This window comes from Pseudomonas sp. OV546 (assembly GCF_900116845.1).
Lineage (GTDB): Bacteria > Pseudomonadota > Gammaproteobacteria > Pseudomonadales > Pseudomonadaceae > Aquipseudomonas > Aquipseudomonas petroselini.
On record NZ_FPCE01000005.1, the window covers coordinates 116,319 to 132,734 of the forward strand.

The following is a 16,416-nucleotide window of genomic DNA, read 5'->3' on the forward strand; positions in this document are numbered from 1 at the left end:
TCTTCTATAGTGGCCCTTCTATTATGGAGGGCCTTTGATGACTGACCTGCTGACTCCCATCCAAGCCGCACTCGACCTGCCACACACCCCGTTGACGTTGACCGAAGCCGGCGCCCTGCCCTCGACCTTTGCCGTGACCGACCTGGCCTGCGCCAGCCTCGGTGCCGCCGGCCAGGCCGTGGCCCAGTTGATCCAGCAACAGACCGGGCGATTGCCCGGCGTCAGCGTGGACCGCCGCCTCGCGTCCTTCTGGTTCTCCTCCTCTATTCGCCCGGTAGGCTGGGAAACCCCACCGCTGTGGGACCCGGTGGCTGGCGACTACGCCAGCGCCGATGGCTGGATTCGCCTGCACACCAACGCGCCCCATCACCGCGCCGCCGCCGAGCGGGTGTTGGGAAAAGCCGCCGACCGCAGCGAGATGGCCGCCTATGTTGCCAAGTGGAAGGCTGCTGAGTTGGAGCAGGCGATTGTCGATGAGGGTGGCTGCGCGGCGCAGATGCGTTCGCGGCAGGCATGGCAGTCGCATCCCCAAGGGTTGGCGGTGAATGCCGAGGCGTTGGTGCAGCGCCAGACCTATCAAACCACCCCCGACAAAGCCTGGCTCGGCTCGGTGGCGCGGCCGCTGGCGGGCCTCAAGGTCCTGGACCTGACCCGCGTACTGGCCGGCCCCGTGGCCAGTCGTTTTCTCGCGGGCCTGGGCGCCGATGTGCTGCGCATCGACTCCCCGAGCTGGAACGAGCCTGGCGTGGTGCCGGAAATGACCCTGGGCAAACGCTGCGCCCGCCTGGATCTCAAGAGTGCCGAAGGCCGCCGGATTTTCGCCAGACTCCTCCAAGACACCGATATCCTGTTCCACGGCTACCGCGCCGACGCCCTGGAGCAACTGGGCTACACCGCCAGCGCCCTGCAAACCCTCGCCCCTGGCCTGATCGACGTGAGCCTGAACGCCTACGGCTGGAGCGGCCCGTGGCGCAATCGCCGAGGTTTCGACAGCCTGGTGCAGATGAGCAGCGGGATTGCCGCGGCGGGCATGGCCTGGAAACAAGCGGACAAACCGGTGCCGCTGCCGTTGCAGGCGCTGGATCACGCCACCGGGTACTTGATGGCGGCCAGTGCGCTTCAAGCCTTGAGCGAACGCTTGAAATCCGGGCGTGGCGGTTCGGCGCGGTTGTCGTTGGCGCGTACGGCAAAATTGTTGGTGGAGGCAGGGCAGGTACCGGAGCAGCCGGCGTTGCGAGCCGAGGAAGCGAGCGATCAAGGGCTGGTGGTTGAACAGACCGCGTGGGGCCCGGCGCATCGTTTGCTTGCGCCGGTGACCATCAGCGGTACACCGTTGCAGTGGGATCTGGCGGCAGGCGAATTGGGGTCACACCGGGCGCAGTGGTGAACCGACTGCCGCCATCGGGGGCAAGCCCCCTCCCACATTTTGACCACATTCCAACGGATGTACCCGGTCAAGTGTGGGAGCTGGCTCGCCTGCGATGAGGCCAGTACAGACAGTATCAATCTGACCGCTGCAACGACGTCCACAAATGTTGCGCCGCATACGCCCTCAGCGGCCGCCACGCCTCAGCCCGCGCCAACAACTGCCGGGCAGACACCGGCCCGCCCTCCAGCGCCGCCAGCGCATTGATCAGCCCGATATCCCCCGACGCAAACGCATCCGCTTCGCGCATCTGGCGCATGGCGATGTACTGCGCCGTCCAATCGCCAATCCCCGGCAACGCGACCAGCCTGGTGATGCCCTCCTTGAGGCTGGCCTTGGGTTCGAACACCTCAGGATCATCCAGCAATGCCTGGGCGACACCTGACAACGTGCGCCCACGCGCCTTGGGCATGCCAAGGGTGGCCAGGTCCGCCACGGCCAAGACTTCAGCCGTGGGGAACACATGGGTGATACCGGCGTAAGGCGTTTCCAGCGGTTGGCCGTACTGTGCCACCAACTTGCCCGCCAAGCGAATGGCCGCCACCACGGTGATCTGCTGGCCCAGCACTGCACGAATCGCCAGCTCCAGCCCGTCCCAGGTGCCTGGTACGCGCAAGCCCGGACGGGCCGCAACCAACCGGGCCATCAATGGGTCGGTCGCCAGTTGCGCATTGATCTGCTGGGGTTGGGCGTCCAGATCAAACATCTTGCGCAGGCGGCGCTCGATCTCGGGCAAAGCCGCCCCCTCTGGAAAATCGACGCCAACATCCAAACCATCGCCAGTCCCCGGCGCCACACTGATCCAGCCATGCCGTCCCTCGACGCTGATGCTGCGCCGATACACGCCCGCCTCCACGGTCTCCATCCCAGCGATCGCCCGTGCCGACAGAAAGCCCAACATCGCCGCCCAGTCATACGGCGGCTGATACGCCAATCTCACAACGACAACACCCCGCTGTACAACCCATACGCCGCCAGCCCCGCGCCAGTGACCACGCAGCTGAAAATGCCTTTTTCCAGGTGAGTAAACAAGGGCTGGCCTTGCTCACGCTTGGCCAGGGCAAACAGGATCACGCCCGGTGCATACAGCAACGCCGACAGGAGCAGGTACTTCAAACCGCCGGCGTAGAGCAGCCACACCGCGTAGCCGAGGGCAACCAGGCCAACCAGCAAGTCCTTCATGCGCTGGCCGTGGGCGCCTTCGTAGGTTTCGCCGCGCCCGCTCAATAAGACGGCATAGGCCGCAGACCACAGGTACGGCACCAGGATCATCGACGAGGCGAGGTAAATCAGGGTGGTGTAGGTGCTGTGGGAAAACAGTGTGATCACCAGGAAAACCTGGATCATCACATTGGTCAGCCACAACGCGTTGACCGGCACCTGGTTGGCGTTTTCCTTTTTCAGGAAGGCCGGCATGGTCTTGTCCTGGGCCGTGGCATAGAGGATTTCGGCGCAAAGCAAGGCCCAGGACAGCAAGGCGCCGAGCAGGGAAACCGCCAAGCCAATGCTGATCGCCATCGCGCCCCAGGGGCCGACAATATGTTCGAGCACGCCGGCCAGGGACGGGTTCTGCAATTGCGCAAGTTCCGGCTGGCTCATGATCCCCAGGGACAGTACGTTCACCAGCACCAGCAAGGCCAGCACCCCAAGAAAACCGATCACCGTGGCGCGGCCCACGTCCGAGCGTTTCTCCGCGCGCGCCGAATACACGCTGGCGCCTTCGATACCAATAAACACAAATACGGTGACCAGCATCATGTTGCGCACCTGGTCCACCACGTTGCCGATGTTCGGGTTGCCCAGGCCCCAGATATCCCGAGTGAAAATATCGGCCTTGAACGCCACACCCGCGATCACGATGAACATCAGCAACGGTACGATCTTCGCCACGGTGGTGATCTGGTTGATGAACGCCGCCTCCTTGATCCCGCGCAGCACCAGGAAATGCACGGCCCACAGCAGCAACGACGCACACCCAATGGCCACCGGCGTGTTGCCCTGGCCGAACAGCGGAAAAAAGTAACCCAGGGTACTGAACAGCAACACGAAGTAACCGACGTTGCCCATCCATGCACTGATCCAATAGCCCCAGGCCGACGAGAACCCCATGTAGTCACCGAAGCCCGCCTTGGCGTAGGCATACACGCCCGAATCCAGGTTGGGTTTGCGATTGGCCAGGGTCTGGAACACGAACGCGAGGGTCAGCATACCGACCGCGGTGATCGCCCAGCCGATCAACACCGCCCCCACCTCCGCACGCGCGGCCATATTCTGCGGCAACGAAAAAATCCCACCGCCGATCATCGACCCCACCACCAGGGCAATCAGGGCGCTGAGTCGAAGTTTTTGAGCGGGTTGAGACATGAACACTCCTGATTAAATAAAAGTTTTGACTGATAAGCGCGCACTCAACTGATTAATCCAGCGCGTGTAGCGTTATTAGGGGCCGCGATAAAAGTACCCTGCTCATAACCCTGCGGTATGACAGTTTATATATTTTAAGCTTATTTATAATTTAAATACGGACGATCATTCGTCGCATCCAAGCTACTTACTGTCGCATTCCCGAAAAGTTTGCACATTCCTGAAAAAGGTCTAGTTTAAATCCTCCATACGCAGGACTAAATGATTAATCAACACGCAGAGATCGCTCTGGAAAGCGCCTTTGCGCGGAAAACTATTGCCCAGGACTTTCCACCCTAAGTCATTAATTCACAATGGAATGTGCCAATGAAGTGATCTGAGTCAGCTGTTTGATTAGCGCACGGATTTATTCTGTGGTCTCTCTTCTCCTGCATTGGAGTTATGCGATGTCTGAATCTCCCGGAAAACTTCGATTGGGCGCACTGGTTGCACTTGTCGTCGGCTCAATGATTGGCGGCGGGATCTTTTCACTCCCGCAAAATATGGCCGCCAGTGCCGATGTTGGTGCGGTATTGATTGGTTGGGTGATTACCGCCATCGGCATGTTGACCCTCGCCTTTGTGTTCCAGACCCTCGCCAACCGCAAGCCCGACCTCGACGGCGGGGTGTACGCCTATGCCAAGGCTGGTTTCGGCGACTACATGGGCTTTTCATCAGCCTGGGGCTACTGGATCAGCGCGTGGCTGGGCAACGTTGGCTACTTCGTGTTGCTGTTCAGCACCCTCGGCTATTTCTTCCCGATCTTTGGCGAGGGCAATACGCCGGCGGCGGTGATCGGTGCTTCGGTGCTGCTGTGGGCCGTGCATTTCCTGGTGCTGCGCGGCATCAAGGAAGCCGCGTTCATCAACCTGGTGACTACCGTCGCCAAAGTGGTGCCACTGGTGCTGTTCGTGCTGATCGCCGTGTTCGCGTTCAAGCTGGATATCTTCACCGCTGACATCTGGGGCGTGAAAAACCCGGACCTGGGCAGCGTGATGAACCAGGTGCGCAACATGATGCTGGTCACCGTGTGGGTGTTTATCGGCATCGAAGGCGCGAGCATCTTCTCGTCCCGTGCGGAAAAACGTTCTGACGTCGGCAAGGCTACCGTCATCGGTTTTATCACCGTGCTGCTGTTCCTGATGCTGGTGAACGTGTTGTCCCTGGGCATCATGACCCAACCGGAACTGGCCAAGCTGCAGAACCCGTCGATGGCCGCCGTGCTGGAGCATGTGGTGGGCCACTGGGGCGCGGTGCTGATCAGCGTCGGCTTGATCATCTCGCTGCTGGGGGCGCTGCTGTCGTGGGTGCTGCTGTGTGCGGAGATCATGTTCGCCGCCGCCAAGGACCACACCATGCCGGAGTTCCTGCGCAAGGAAAACGCCAACCACGTACCGGTCAACGCGCTGTGGCTGACCAACGCGATGGTCCAGATTTTCCTGGTGATCACGCTGTTTTCCGCCAGCACTTACCTGTCGCTGATCTACCTCGCCACCTCGATGATCCTGGTGCCTTACCTGTGGTCGGCGGCCTACGCCCTGCTGCTGGCGGTGCGCGGCGAAACCTACGAAACCGCCCTGGCAGAGCGCAAGAAGGACCTGTTCATCGGCGCCGTCGCGCTGATCTACGCGGTCTGGCTGCTCTATGCCGGCGGCACCAAATACCTGCTGCTCTCGGCCCTGCTCTACGCCCCCGGCGCGATCCTGTTCGCCAAGGCCAAGCGTGAACTGGGCAAACCGATTTTCACCAACGTCGAGAAGCTGATTTTCGCTGCAGTGGTCGCAGGCGCCCTGGTGGCTGCTTATGGCCTCTACGACGGCTTCCTGACCTTGTAATTGTGTCTCACTGGAGGATCTGTAATGACCACGGAAAAAGTGAAGTACGGCGTACATTCCGAAGCCGGCAAACTGCGCAAAGTCATGGTGTGCTCCCCAGGTTTGGCCCACCAGCGGCTGACCCCCAATAACTGCGATGAACTGCTGTTCGATGACGTGCTGTGGGTGGCCCAGGCCAAGCGCGACCACTTCGACTTCGTCACCAAGATGCGCGAGCGGGACATTGATGTGCTGGAAATGCACAACCTGCTCACCGACATTGTCGCCATCCCCGAAGCCCTGGACTGGATCCTGGAACGCAAGATCACCTCCAACACCGTAGGCCTGGGCCTGGTCGAGGAAGTCAGTTCGTGGCTGCGCAGCCTGGAGCCGCGCAAGATCGCCGAGTTCCTGATCGGTGGCGTGTCGGCCGATGACCTGCCAAGCAGCTTCGGTGGCAAGACCATCGAGATGTTCCGCGACTTCCTCGGCCACGCCAGTTTCATTCTGCCACCGCTGCCCAACACCCAGTTCACCCGCGACACCACCTGCTGGATCTACGGCGGTGTGACGCTCAACCCGATGTACTGGCCGGCGCGACGCCAGGAAACCCTGCTGGCCAGCGCCATCTACAAATTCCACCCGGAGTTCACCCACGCGGACTTCCAGATCTGGTACGGCGATCCCGACCAGGAACACGGTGCCGCCACGCTGGAAGGCGGCGACGTCATGCCGATTGGCAATGGCGTGGTGTTGATCGGCATGGGCGAGCGCTCGTCCCACCAGGCCATCGGCCAACTGGCGCGCAACCTGTTCAAGAACAAAGCCGTGGAACGCGTGATCGTGGCCGGCCTGCCGAAATCCCGCGCAGCGATGCACCTGGACACCGTGTTCAGCTTCTGCGACCGCGACCTGGTCACCGTCTTCCCTGAAGTGGTCAACCAGATCGTGCCCTTCACCCTGCGCCCAGATGACAGCAAGCCACACGGCATCGACATCCAACGGGAGAAAACCAACTTCCTCGACACCGTCGCCGCAGCCCTCAACCTCAAGGCGCTGCGCGTGGTCGAGACCGGCGGCAACAGCTTTGCCGCCGAACGCGAGCAATGGGACGACGGCAACAACGTGGTGGCCGTGGAGCCTGGCGTGGTGATCGGCTACGACCGCAACACCTACACCAACACCCTGCTGCGCAAGGCAGGCGTGGAAGTGATCACCATCAGCGCCGGTGAACTCGGCCGTGGCCGCGGCGGCGGTCACTGCATGACCTGCCCGATCATCCGCGACCCTATCGACTATTAATTTCCAGGCCTTGGCCGTCGCTCATAAGGCGCCGGCCAAGGGGATAACCTAAACAGAAGGAGATCCATCATGGCTTTCAACATGCGCAACCGCAGCCTGCTCTCGCTGATGCACCACACCACCCGCGAGCTGAACTACCTGCTGGACCTGTCCCGCGACCTCAAGCGCGCCAAATACACCGGCACCGAGCGTCCGCACCTGCAGGGCAAAAACATCGCGCTGATCTTCGAAAAAACCTCGACCCGCACCCGCTGCGCCTTCGAAGTCGCGGCCCATGACCAGGGCGCCCACGTCACCTACATCGACCCGGTGTCGTCGCAGATCGGCCACAAAGAAAGCATGAAAGACACCGCCCGCGTACTGGGCCGGATGTTCGACGCCATCGAATACCGTGGCTTCGAACAGGAAATCGTCGAAGAGCTGGCCAAGTTCGCCGGGGTGCCGGTGTTCAATGGCCTCACCGCCGAATTCCACCCGACCCAAATGATCGCCGACACCCTGACCATGCGCGAGCACAGCGACAAACCGCTGCATGACATCAGCTACGCCTACCTGGGCGATGCGCGCTACAACATGGGCAACTCGCTGCTGATGATCGGCGCCAAGCTGGGCATGGACGTGCGCATCGGCGCGCCGAAAGCCCTGTGGCCGCACGAGGATTTCATCAAGCAATGCCAGGCGTTTGCCGAGGAAAGCGGCGCGCGTATCACCATCACCGAAGACCCGAAGGAAGCGGTCAAGGGCGTGGACTTCATCCACACCGATATCTGGGTGTCCATGGGTGAGCCGGTGGAAGCGTGGGACGAGCGCATCGAGCAGCTGCTGCCGTACCAGGTCAACGCCAAGATGATGAAAGCTTCGGGCAACCCTCGGGTGAAGTTCATGCACTGCCTGCCGGCCTTCCACAACAGCGAAACCAAGGTGGGCAAGGACATCGCCGCGCGTTATCCGAACCTGGCCAATGGCGTGGAAGTGACCGAGGAAGTGTTCGAATCGCCGGCCAATATCGCGTTTGAGCAGGCTGAAAACCGCATGCATACCATCAAGGCGATTCTGGTGTCGGCACTCGCAGATATCTAAATCTTACTGCTGGAACACAGTCAGTGTGGGAGGGGGCTTGCCCCCGATGGTGGTGTGTCAGTCAGCACATTGATCAACAGACCCACCGCTATCGGGGGCAAGCCCCCTCCCACACTGGCCGTGTTCACAACGATGAATTTCAGAAGGACACTCTTTATGCGCATCGTCGTAGCCCTGGGCGGCAACGCCCTGCTCCGCCGTGGTGAACCCATGACGGCGGACAACCAACGCGCCAATATCCGCATCGCCACCGAACAGATCGCCAAGATCCATGCCGGCAACGAGCTGGTGATCGCCCACGGCAATGGTCCGCAAGTCGGCCTGCTGTCGTTGCAGGCGGCGGCCTACACCCAGGTGTCGCCTTACCCGCTGGACGTGCTCGGCGCCGAGACCGAAGGCATGATCGGCTACATCATCGAACAGGAACTGGGCAACCTGCTGGACTTCGAAGTGCCCTTCGCCACCCTGCTCACCCAGGTCGAAGTCGACGCCAAGGACCCGGCCTTCCAGAACCCGACCAAACCCATCGGCCCGGTGTACTCCAAAGCCGAAGCGGAAAAACTCGCCGCCGAAAAAGGCTGGGCGATTGCACCGGATGGCGACAAGTACCGCCGCGTGGTCGCCAGCCCACGGCCCAAACGCATCTTTGAAATTCGCCCGATCAAATGGCTGCTGGAAAAAAACGCCATTGTGATCTGCGCCGGCGGTGGTGGCATCCCGACGATGTATGGCGACGACGGTAAGCTCAAAGGCATCGAAGCGGTGATCGACAAGGACCTGTGCTCCTCCTTGCTGGCGGCGCAACTGGACGCCGATCTGCTGGTGATCGCCACCGACGTCAACGCCGCGTTTATCGACTACGGTAAGCCGACCCAGAAAGCCATCGGCCAGGCCCACCCCGACGACCTGGAAAAACTCGGCTTCGCCGCCGGTTCCATGGGCCCCAAGGTCCAAGCCGCCTGTGAGTTCGCCCGCCAGACTGGCAAAACCGCCGTCATCGGTTCACTCTCGGACATCGAAGCCATCGTCCAGGGCAGTGCCGGCACGCGCATCAGCACGGCAACACCTGGCATCACCTATCTGTGAAGTAGAGGAGATACGCCTATGGCCACCTTTGAACCGGGTCACCTGCACGTTGAACGTCACGCGCTGAACAAGGATGACTACAGCTACAACCTGTGTATCGATTACGAAGTCAGCCAGGACCCAAAGGAAGGCAAGGGCATGCTGTTCAAGCTGCACGGCTCGGTGCAGGGCAAGGACCTCAAGGAAGAGTTCTTCTTGCCCAAGGACCAGGCATTCGACTTTGCCCGGCATGCGATGAACATCGCGCAGAAGTATGGGATGCCGAAGATTGCGGTACTCAATGGCTCGATGCACAAGCAGTACGACCAGATGTTCGAAGATGTGCGGCATCAGTTGGATGTGAAATCGGGTGACCCCATCAAACCCGAACACTTGGAATAACTGGCACAACCTAGCTTCAAGTGTGGGAGGGGCGGTGCGACGATTCGACTTGCCCCCGATAGCGGTGCATCAGTTACAAATTGGCTGACTGACACACCGCCATCGGGGGCAAGCCCCCTCCCGCATTTTGATCTCCACCCTCTGCAAGGCATACTTGCTGCCTCTCGCGTCCCAGAATTGTCAGCAGCCCCATGCGTATCCACGTCAGTTTCATCGACCGCGTCGGCATTACCCAGGAAGTCCTGGCCTTGCTCGGTGGGCGCAATCTCAACCTGGATGCGGTGGAGATGGTGCCGCCCAACGTCTATATCGACGCGCCGACCCTGAGCGCCGACGTCCTCGAAGAACTGCGTGACGCGCTGTTCAGCGTGCACGGCGTGCAGGCGGTCACGGTGGTGGACATCCTCCCCGGCCAACGCCGCCACCTGCAACTCGACGCCCTGCTGGCCGCCATGACCGACCCGGTGCTGGCGCTGGACAGCGCGGGCAAGATCCTGCTGGCCAACCCGGCGTTGATCGCCCTGTACGGACGCGAACCGGCCGGGGAAAGCATCAGCGAGCTGTTCAATGATCCGGCCCTGCTGGAGACCTTGCTGGAGCAAGGCTTTCGCTTGCCGCTGCGAGAGATCAGCGTCAACGGCCAGACGCTGTTGCTGGACGCCACGCCGATTACCGACGCCGGCGCGCTGCTGACGCTCTATCAACCCAATCGCATTGGCGAACAACTCTCGGCGTTGCACCACGACCATGCCGAAGGCTTTGACGCGCTGCTCGGCGAGTCCCCGGTCATCCGCACTCTCAAGGCACGCGCGCAGCGAGTGGCAGCGTTGGATGCACCGCTGTTGATCCAGGGCGAAACCGGCACCGGCAAGGAATTGGTCGCGCGTGCCTGCCACGCCATCAGTGCACGCCACAGCGCGCCGTTCCTGGCCTTGAACTGCGCGGCGCTGCCGGAGAACCTTGCCGAGAGCGAGCTGTTCGGTTATGCACCGGGCGCCTTTACCGGCGCGCAACGCGGTGGCAAGCCAGGGCTGATGGAATTGGCCAACCAAGGCACGGTGTTCCTCGATGAGATCGGCGAGATGTCGCCGTACTTACAGGCCAAGCTGCTGCGTTTTCTCAATGACGGCAGCTTCCGTCGCGTCGGCGGCGACCGTGAAGTGAAGGTCAATGTGCGCATCCTCAGCGCCACCCACCGTGACCTGGAAAAAATGGTCAGCGAGGGCACCTTCCGCGAAGACCTGTTCTACCGCCTCAATGTGCTTAACGTTGAAGTGCCGCCCTTGCGCGAACGCGGCCAGGACATCCTGCTGCTCGCCCGCTACTTCATGCAGCAGGCCTGCGCACAGATCCAGCGCCCGGTGTGCCGCCTGGCGCCCGGTACTTACCCGGCGCTGCTGGGCAACCGCTGGCCGGGCAACGTTCGGCAACTGCAGAACGTGATCTTCCGCGCCGCCGCCATCTGCGAAAGCAGCCTGGTGGACATCGGCGACCTCGACATCGCTGGCACCTCGGTGGCGCGCCAGGGCGACGGCGAAGTCGACAGCCTGGAACAGGCCATGGAAGATTTCGAACGCAGCCTGCTGGAAAAGCTCTACGCCAGCTACCCCTCGACCCGCCAACTGGCCAGCCGGCTGCAGACCTCCCACACGGCGATTGCTCATCGCCTGCGCAAGTACGGCATTCCCTCCAACAAGCCCTGACTGGCTGGGTCGATAGAGGTCAAATGTGGGAGGGACGGTGCGACGATTCGACTTGCCCCCGATAGCAGTGTGTCAATCAAAGCATCTCTAACTGACCCATCGCCATCGGGGGCAAGCCCCCTCCCACATTGGCAGCATTCCAAACATCGACCGCCTGCCAGGTTTTGGTCTGAGAACGACATCGGCTGTACTGAAAGCGCTACAGCGTAACGATATCGCTACAACCCTGTTTTTTGCACGCCATGCAAGGCTTTGATCCACATAGGCTTTTTTTCACGCGCACGCGTGTAGCGAAATCGCTACAGCCAACCGTCATCTCGTCATATCCATTATTTATAACTTACTGATTTATAAAGACTTAATAACCTTGGCCGCGATATTGCTAAGCAACTCCCCATTATTCCAATCCCGTCCACCAGACGAATCTGGCCCCGAGGAGTTTCCATGAGCGAGTTGCGTTTCACTGAAGATCACGAATGGCTGCGCGCCGAAGCTGACGGCAGCGTCACCGTGGGTATCACCGCTTTTGCGCAGAACGCGCTGGGTGATGTGGTTTTCGTGCAACTGCCGGAGTTGCAGGCCTACGACAAGGGCGCTGAAGCGTCCACCGTGGAGTCGGTCAAGGCCGCCAGCGGTGTGTACATGCCGCTGGACGGTGAAGTGCTCGAAGTGAACGACAAACTCGATGGCAGCCCGGAGCTGGTCAACGAAGACCCGATGGGCGAAGGGTGGTTCTTCCGCTTTAAACCCGCTGATGCCAGTGCAGTGGCTAAGCTGTTGGATCAGGATGCGTACGACCGCCTGATCAAAGCCAACGCTGAAGCTTGAGGAGCGCGCCATGACCGTTAATCTGACTACCGCCAACGAATTCATCGCCCGCCACATCGGCCCGCGCCAGGAAGACGAGCAACACATGCTCGCCAGCCTGGGCTTTGACTCCCTGGAAGCCCTGAGCGCCAGCGTGATCCCGGAAAGCATCAAGGGCACCAGCGTGCTCGGCCTGGAAGACGGCCTGAGCGAAGCCGAGGCCCTGGCCAAGATCAAGGCCATCGCCGGCCAGAACCAACTGTTCAAGACCTACATCGGCCAGGGCTACTACAACTGTCACACGCCGTCGCCGATCCTGCGCAACCTGCTGGAAAACCCGGCCTGGTACACCGCCTACACCCCGTACCAGCCAGAAATTTCCCAAGGCCGCCTGGAAGCGTTGCTGAACTTCCAGACCCTGATCAGCGACCTCACCGGCCTGCCGATCGCCAACGCCTCGCTGCTTGACGAAGCCACCGCTGCCGCCGAAGCCATGACCTTCTGCAAGCGCCTGAGCAAGAACAAGGGCAGCAATGCCTTCTTCGCCTCGGTCCACAGCCACCCGCAAACCCTCGACGTGCTGCGCACCCGTGCCGAGCCTCTGGGTATTGATGTGGTGGTGGGCGATGAGCGTGAACTGACCGACGTCAGCGCCTTCTTCGGCGCCCTGCTGCAATACCCGGCCAGTAACGGTGACGTGTTCGACTACCGCGCGCTGACTGAGCGTTTCCACGCTTCCAACGCCTTGGTCGCGGTGGCCGCCGACCTGCTGGCCCTGACCCTGCTGACCCCGCCGGGTGAGTTCGGTGCCGACGTGGCCATCGGCAGCGCGCAACGCTTCGGCGTGCCGCTGGGCTTTGGTGGCCCGCACGCGGCGTACTTCTCCACCAAGGATGCGTTCAAGCGCGACATGCCGGGCCGTCTGGTCGGCGTCTCCGTGGACCGTTTCGGCAAGCCGGCCCTGCGCCTGGCCATGCAGACCCGCGAGCAACATATCCGTCGCGAGAAAGCCACCAGCAACATCTGCACCGCCCAAGTGCTGTTGGCCAACATCGCCAGCATGTACGCCGTGTACCACGGCCCCAAAGGCCTGACGCAGATCGCCCAGCGCATTCACCAGCTGACCGCGATCCTGGCCAAGGGCTTGACCGCCCTGGGCCAGAAGGTCGAGCAGGAACACTTCTTCGACACCCTCACCCTCAACACCGGTGCCAACACCGCCACCCTGCACGACAAGGCCCGCGCCCAGCGCATCAACCTGCGTGTCGTGGACGCTGAGCGTCTGGGTGTGTCGGTGGACGAAACCACCACACAGGCCGACATTGAAACCCTGTGGGCGATCTTCGCCGACGGCAAGGCCTTGCCCGACTTCGCGGCCAACGTGGACAGCACCCTGCCGGCAGCGCTGCTGCGCCAGTCGCCGATCCTCAGCCACCCGGTGTTCAACCGCTATCACTCTGAAACCGAGCTGATGCGTTACCTGCGCAAGCTGGCCGACAAAGACCTGGCGTTGGACCGCACCATGATTCCGCTGGGCTCGTGCACCATGAAGCTCAACGCCGCCAGCGAAATGATCCCGGTGACCTGGGCCGAGTTCGGTGCCCTGCACCCGTTCGCTCCCGCCGAACAAAGCGCCGGCTACCTGCAACTGACCTCGGACCTGGAAGCCATGCTCTGCGCGGCCACCGGTTACGACGCGATCTCGTTGCAACCGAACGCCGGTTCCCAGGGCGAGTACGCAGGCCTCTTGGCCATTCGTGCCTATCACCAGAGCCGTGGCGAAGAACGTCGCGACATCTGCCTGATCCCGTCGTCGGCCCACGGCACCAACCCGGCCACCGCCAACATGGCGGGCATGCGTGTCGTGGTGACCGCTTGCGATGCGCGTGGCAACGTCGATATCGAAGACCTGCGCGCCAAGGCCATCGAGCACCGCGATCACCTCGCCGCGCTGATGATCACCTACCCGTCCACCCACGGCGTGTTCGAAGAAGGTATCCGCGAAATCTGCGGCATCATTCACGACAACGGTGGCCAGGTGTACATCGACGGCGCCAACATGAACGCCATGGTCGGCCTCTGCGCACCGGGCAAGTTCGGCGGCGACGTGTCCCACCTGAACCTGCACAAGACCTTCTGCATTCCTCACGGCGGTGGCGGCCCGGGCGTTGGCCCGATCGGCGTCAAGTCGCACCTCACGCCGTTCCTGCCGGGCCACGCCGCCATGGAACGCAAGGAAGGCGCGGTATGCGCAGCGCCGTTCGGCAGCGCGAGCATCCTGCCGATCACCTGGATGTACATCAGCATGATGGGCGGCGCGGGGCTCAAGCGCGCTTCGCAGCTGGCGATCCTGAATGCCAACTACATTTCCCGTCGCCTGGAAGAGCACTACCCCGTGCTGTACACCGGCAGCAACGGCCTGGTGGCGCACGAATGCATCCTCGACCTGCGCCCACTCAAAGACAGCAGCGGCATCAGCGTAGATGACGTGGCCAAGCGCCTGATCGACTTCGGCTTCCACGCGCCGACCATGTCGTTCCCGGTTGCCGGCACGTTGATGATCGAGCCGACCGAAAGCGAATCCAAGGAAGAACTGGACCGCTTCTGCGACGCCATGATCGCCATCCGCGAAGAAATCCGCGCGGTGGAAAACGGCACCCTGGACAAGGACGACAACCCACTGAAAAACGCGCCGCACACCGCGGCGGAACTGGTGGGCGAATGGAGCCATCCGTACAGCCGCGAGCAAGCGGTGTACCCGGTTGCTTCGCTGATCGAAGGCAAGTATTGGCCGCCGGTTGGCCGGGTTGACAACGTGTTTGGCGATCGCAATTTGGTGTGTGCGTGCCCGTCGATCGAGAGCTACGCATAACTTAAGGATGTACTGGGTACAAATGTGGGAGGGGGCTTGCCCCCGATAGCGGTGGGTCAGAGACAGATGAGCTGACTGGCACACTTTCATCGGGGGCAAGCCCCATCCCACACTTGACCAAGGCGACCTTCAGAAAATAATAAGAAACCGGAGAACAACTCATGTCTTTAAGCGTGTTCGACCTGTTCAAGATTGGCATCGGCCCCTCCAGTTCCCACACCGTGGGCCCGATGCGCGCCGCCGCCCGATTCGTCGAGGGCCTGCGCCGCGACAACCTGCTGAGCGCCACCACCAGCGTCAAGGTGGAACTCTACGGCTCGCTCGGCGCCACCGGCAAAGGCCACGGCAGCGACAAGGCCGTACTGCTTGGGCTGGAAGGCGAACACCCGGACACCGTGAATACCGAAACCGTGGCAACGCGCCTGGCGCAGATGCGCAAGGACGGCCGCCTGAATTTGCTCGGCGAACACAGCATCGTGTTCAACGAGAAAGAACACTTGGCGATGATTCGCAAACCCCTCGCCTATCATCCCAACGGCATGATTTTCCGCGCCTTCGACGCCGCCAATATCCAGATCCGCAGCCGCGAGTACTACTCGGTGGGCGGCGGTTTTGTAGTGGATGAAGACGCCGCCGGCGCCGACCGGATTGTCGAAGACGCCACGCCATTGACCTTCCCCTTCAAGCACGCCAAGGACTTGCTGGGCCATTGCACCACTTACGGGCTGTCCATCAGCCAGGTGATGCTGACCAATGAAAGCGCCTGGCGCCCGGAAGCGGAAACCCGCGCCGGCCTGCTGAAGATCTGGCAAGTGATGCAGGACTGCGTGGACGCCGGCTGTCGCAATGAAGGGATTCTGCCTGGCGGCCTGAAGGTCAAGCGTCGCGCCGCGGCGTTGCATCGTCAGTTGTGCAAGCACCCGGAATCGGCGCTGCGCGACCCACTGTCGGTGCTGGATTGGGTCAATCTGTACGCGCTGGCGGTCAACGAAGAAAACGCCAACGGCGGGCGCGTGGTCACGGCGCCCACCAACGGTGCGGCCGGGATTGTGCCGGCGGTGCTGCATTACTACATGCGCTTTATCCCCGGCGCGAACGAAGACGGCGTGGTGCGCTTCCTGCTCACCGCCGCCGCCATCGGCATTCTGTACAAGGAAAACGCGTCGATCTCGGGTGCCGAAGTCGGCTGCCAGGGTGAAGTCGGCGTGGCCTGTTCCATGGCCGCCGGCGCGCTGTGCGAAGTCTTGGGCGGCAGCGTTTCCCAGGTGGAAAACGCCGCCGAAATCGGCATGGAGCACAACCTCGGCCTCACCTGCGACCCGATTGGCGGGCTGGTGCAGGTGCCCTGCATCGAGCGCAATGCGATGGGCTCGGTCAAGGCGATCAATGCGGTGCGCATGGCGCTGCGTGGCGACGGGCAACACTTCGTCTCGCTGGACAAGGTCATCCGCACCATGCGCCAGACCGGCGCCGACATGAAAAGCAAATACAAGGAAACCGCCCGTGGCGGTTTGGCGGTCAACATTATCGAGTGCTGACGCC

12 protein-coding genes are annotated in these 16,416 nt (G+C 61.8%); 10 read left to right on the forward strand and 2 right to left on the reverse strand.

The genetic code is table 11. The features are described 5' to 3' along the window. Window positions 1-37: 37 nt before the first annotated feature. The gene (locus BM403_RS13260) at window positions 38-1,387 is read left to right on the forward strand and encodes a CoA transferase (RefSeq protein WP_093543185.1); all 1,350 of its coding nucleotides are present in this window, start codon (window positions 38-40) and stop codon (window positions 1,385-1,387) included. A gap of 115 nt (window positions 1,388-1,502) precedes the next feature. Here BM403_RS13260 and BM403_RS13265 read toward each other — a convergent pair whose 3' ends face one another. Together BM403_RS13265 and arcD (BM403_RS13270) are read right to left on the reverse strand one after the other, a co-directional pair. Next, window positions 1,503-2,366, reverse strand: a complete 864-nt coding sequence (locus tag BM403_RS13265) for a DNA-3-methyladenine glycosylase family protein (RefSeq protein WP_093543187.1) — start codon at window positions 2,364-2,366, stop codon at window positions 1,503-1,505. Next, a complete protein-coding gene (arcD, locus tag BM403_RS13270) occupies window positions 2,363-3,790 on the reverse strand; it encodes an arginine-ornithine antiporter (RefSeq protein WP_093543189.1) in 1,428 nt (475 codons plus the stop codon). The genes BM403_RS13265 and arcD (BM403_RS13270) overlap by 4 nt, the downstream gene beginning before the upstream one ends. Before the next feature lie 446 nt (window positions 3,791-4,236). Between arcD (BM403_RS13270) and arcD (BM403_RS13275) the strand changes: the two genes are divergently transcribed. The 9 genes from arcD (BM403_RS13275) (at window position 4,237) to BM403_RS13315 (ending at window position 16,412) form a co-directional block, all read left to right on the forward strand. After that, window positions 4,237-5,664 carry an arginine-ornithine antiporter gene (gene arcD, locus BM403_RS13275; RefSeq protein ID WP_043205814.1) on the forward strand — a complete coding sequence of 476 codons (1,428 nt, stop codon included), beginning with the start codon at window positions 4,237-4,239 and terminating at the stop codon, window positions 5,662-5,664. A 24-nt stretch (window positions 5,665-5,688) separates the two neighbouring features. Then, window positions 5,689-6,945 carry an arginine deiminase gene (gene arcA / locus BM403_RS13280; RefSeq protein WP_093543191.1) on the forward strand — a complete coding sequence of 419 codons (1,257 nt, stop codon included), beginning with the start codon at window positions 5,689-5,691 and terminating at the stop codon, window positions 6,943-6,945. A gap of 69 nt (window positions 6,946-7,014) precedes the next feature. After that, the gene (locus BM403_RS13285; protein ID WP_015885593.1) at window positions 7,015-8,025 is read left to right on the forward strand and encodes an ornithine carbamoyltransferase; all 1,011 of its coding nucleotides are present in this window, start codon (window positions 7,015-7,017) and stop codon (window positions 8,023-8,025) included. A 156-nt stretch (window positions 8,026-8,181) separates the two neighbouring features. Continuing rightward, window positions 8,182-9,111, forward strand: a complete 930-nt coding sequence (arcC, locus tag BM403_RS13290) for a carbamate kinase (protein WP_046035287.1) — start codon at window positions 8,182-8,184, stop codon at window positions 9,109-9,111. A gap of 18 nt (window positions 9,112-9,129) precedes the next feature. After that, the gene (locus BM403_RS13295; protein WP_015885595.1) at window positions 9,130-9,492 is read left to right on the forward strand and encodes a DUF5064 family protein; all 363 of its coding nucleotides are present in this window, start codon (window positions 9,130-9,132) and stop codon (window positions 9,490-9,492) included. Between the two features lie 191 nt (window positions 9,493-9,683). Continuing rightward, window positions 9,684-11,195, forward strand: a complete 1,512-nt coding sequence (locus BM403_RS13300; RefSeq protein WP_093543194.1) for a sigma-54-dependent transcriptional regulator — start codon at window positions 9,684-9,686, stop codon at window positions 11,193-11,195. A gap of 444 nt (window positions 11,196-11,639) precedes the next feature. Beyond that, a complete protein-coding gene (gcvH, locus tag BM403_RS13305) occupies window positions 11,640-12,023 on the forward strand; it encodes a glycine cleavage system protein GcvH (RefSeq protein ID WP_015885597.1) in 384 nt (127 codons plus the stop codon). Between the two features lie 10 nt (window positions 12,024-12,033). Next, on the forward strand, window positions 12,034-14,874 hold the full coding sequence (gene gcvP, locus BM403_RS13310) for an aminomethyl-transferring glycine dehydrogenase (protein ID WP_046035285.1): 2,841 nt from the start codon (window positions 12,034-12,036) through the stop codon (window positions 14,872-14,874). A 161-nt stretch (window positions 14,875-15,035) separates the two neighbouring features. Continuing rightward, a complete protein-coding gene (locus BM403_RS13315; RefSeq protein WP_015885599.1) occupies window positions 15,036-16,412 on the forward strand; it encodes an L-serine ammonia-lyase in 1,377 nt (458 codons plus the stop codon). Window positions 16,413-16,416 lie beyond the last annotated feature (4 nt).

Bases quoted from the DNA above. Each gene is read 5' to 3' on its own strand.
- gcvH (WP_015885597.1), top strand. From the start codon at position 11,640: ATGAGCGAGTTGCGTTTCACTGAAGATCACGAATGGCTGCGCGCCGAA.
- BM403_RS13295 (WP_015885595.1), top strand. From the start codon at position 9,130: ATGGCCACCTTTGAACCGGGTCACCTGCACGTTGAACGTCACGCGCTG.
- arcC (WP_046035287.1), top strand. From the start codon at position 8,182: ATGCGCATCGTCGTAGCCCTGGGCGGCAACGCCCTGCTCCGCCGTGGT.
- arcD (WP_093543189.1), bottom strand. From the start codon at position 3,790: ATGTCTCAACCCGCTCAAAAACTTCGACTCAGCGCCCTGATTGCCCTG.
- arcD (WP_043205814.1), top strand. From the start codon at position 4,237: ATGTCTGAATCTCCCGGAAAACTTCGATTGGGCGCACTGGTTGCACTT.
- BM403_RS13285 (WP_015885593.1), top strand. From the start codon at position 7,015: ATGGCTTTCAACATGCGCAACCGCAGCCTGCTCTCGCTGATGCACCAC.
- BM403_RS13300 (WP_093543194.1), top strand. From the start codon at position 9,684: ATGCGTATCCACGTCAGTTTCATCGACCGCGTCGGCATTACCCAGGAA.
- arcA (WP_093543191.1), top strand. From the start codon at position 5,689: ATGACCACGGAAAAAGTGAAGTACGGCGTACATTCCGAAGCCGGCAAA.
- BM403_RS13260 (WP_093543185.1), top strand. From the start codon at position 38: ATGACTGACCTGCTGACTCCCATCCAAGCCGCACTCGACCTGCCACAC.
- BM403_RS13315 (WP_015885599.1), top strand. From the start codon at position 15,036: ATGTCTTTAAGCGTGTTCGACCTGTTCAAGATTGGCATCGGCCCCTCC.
- gcvP (WP_046035285.1), top strand. From the start codon at position 12,034: ATGACCGTTAATCTGACTACCGCCAACGAATTCATCGCCCGCCACATC.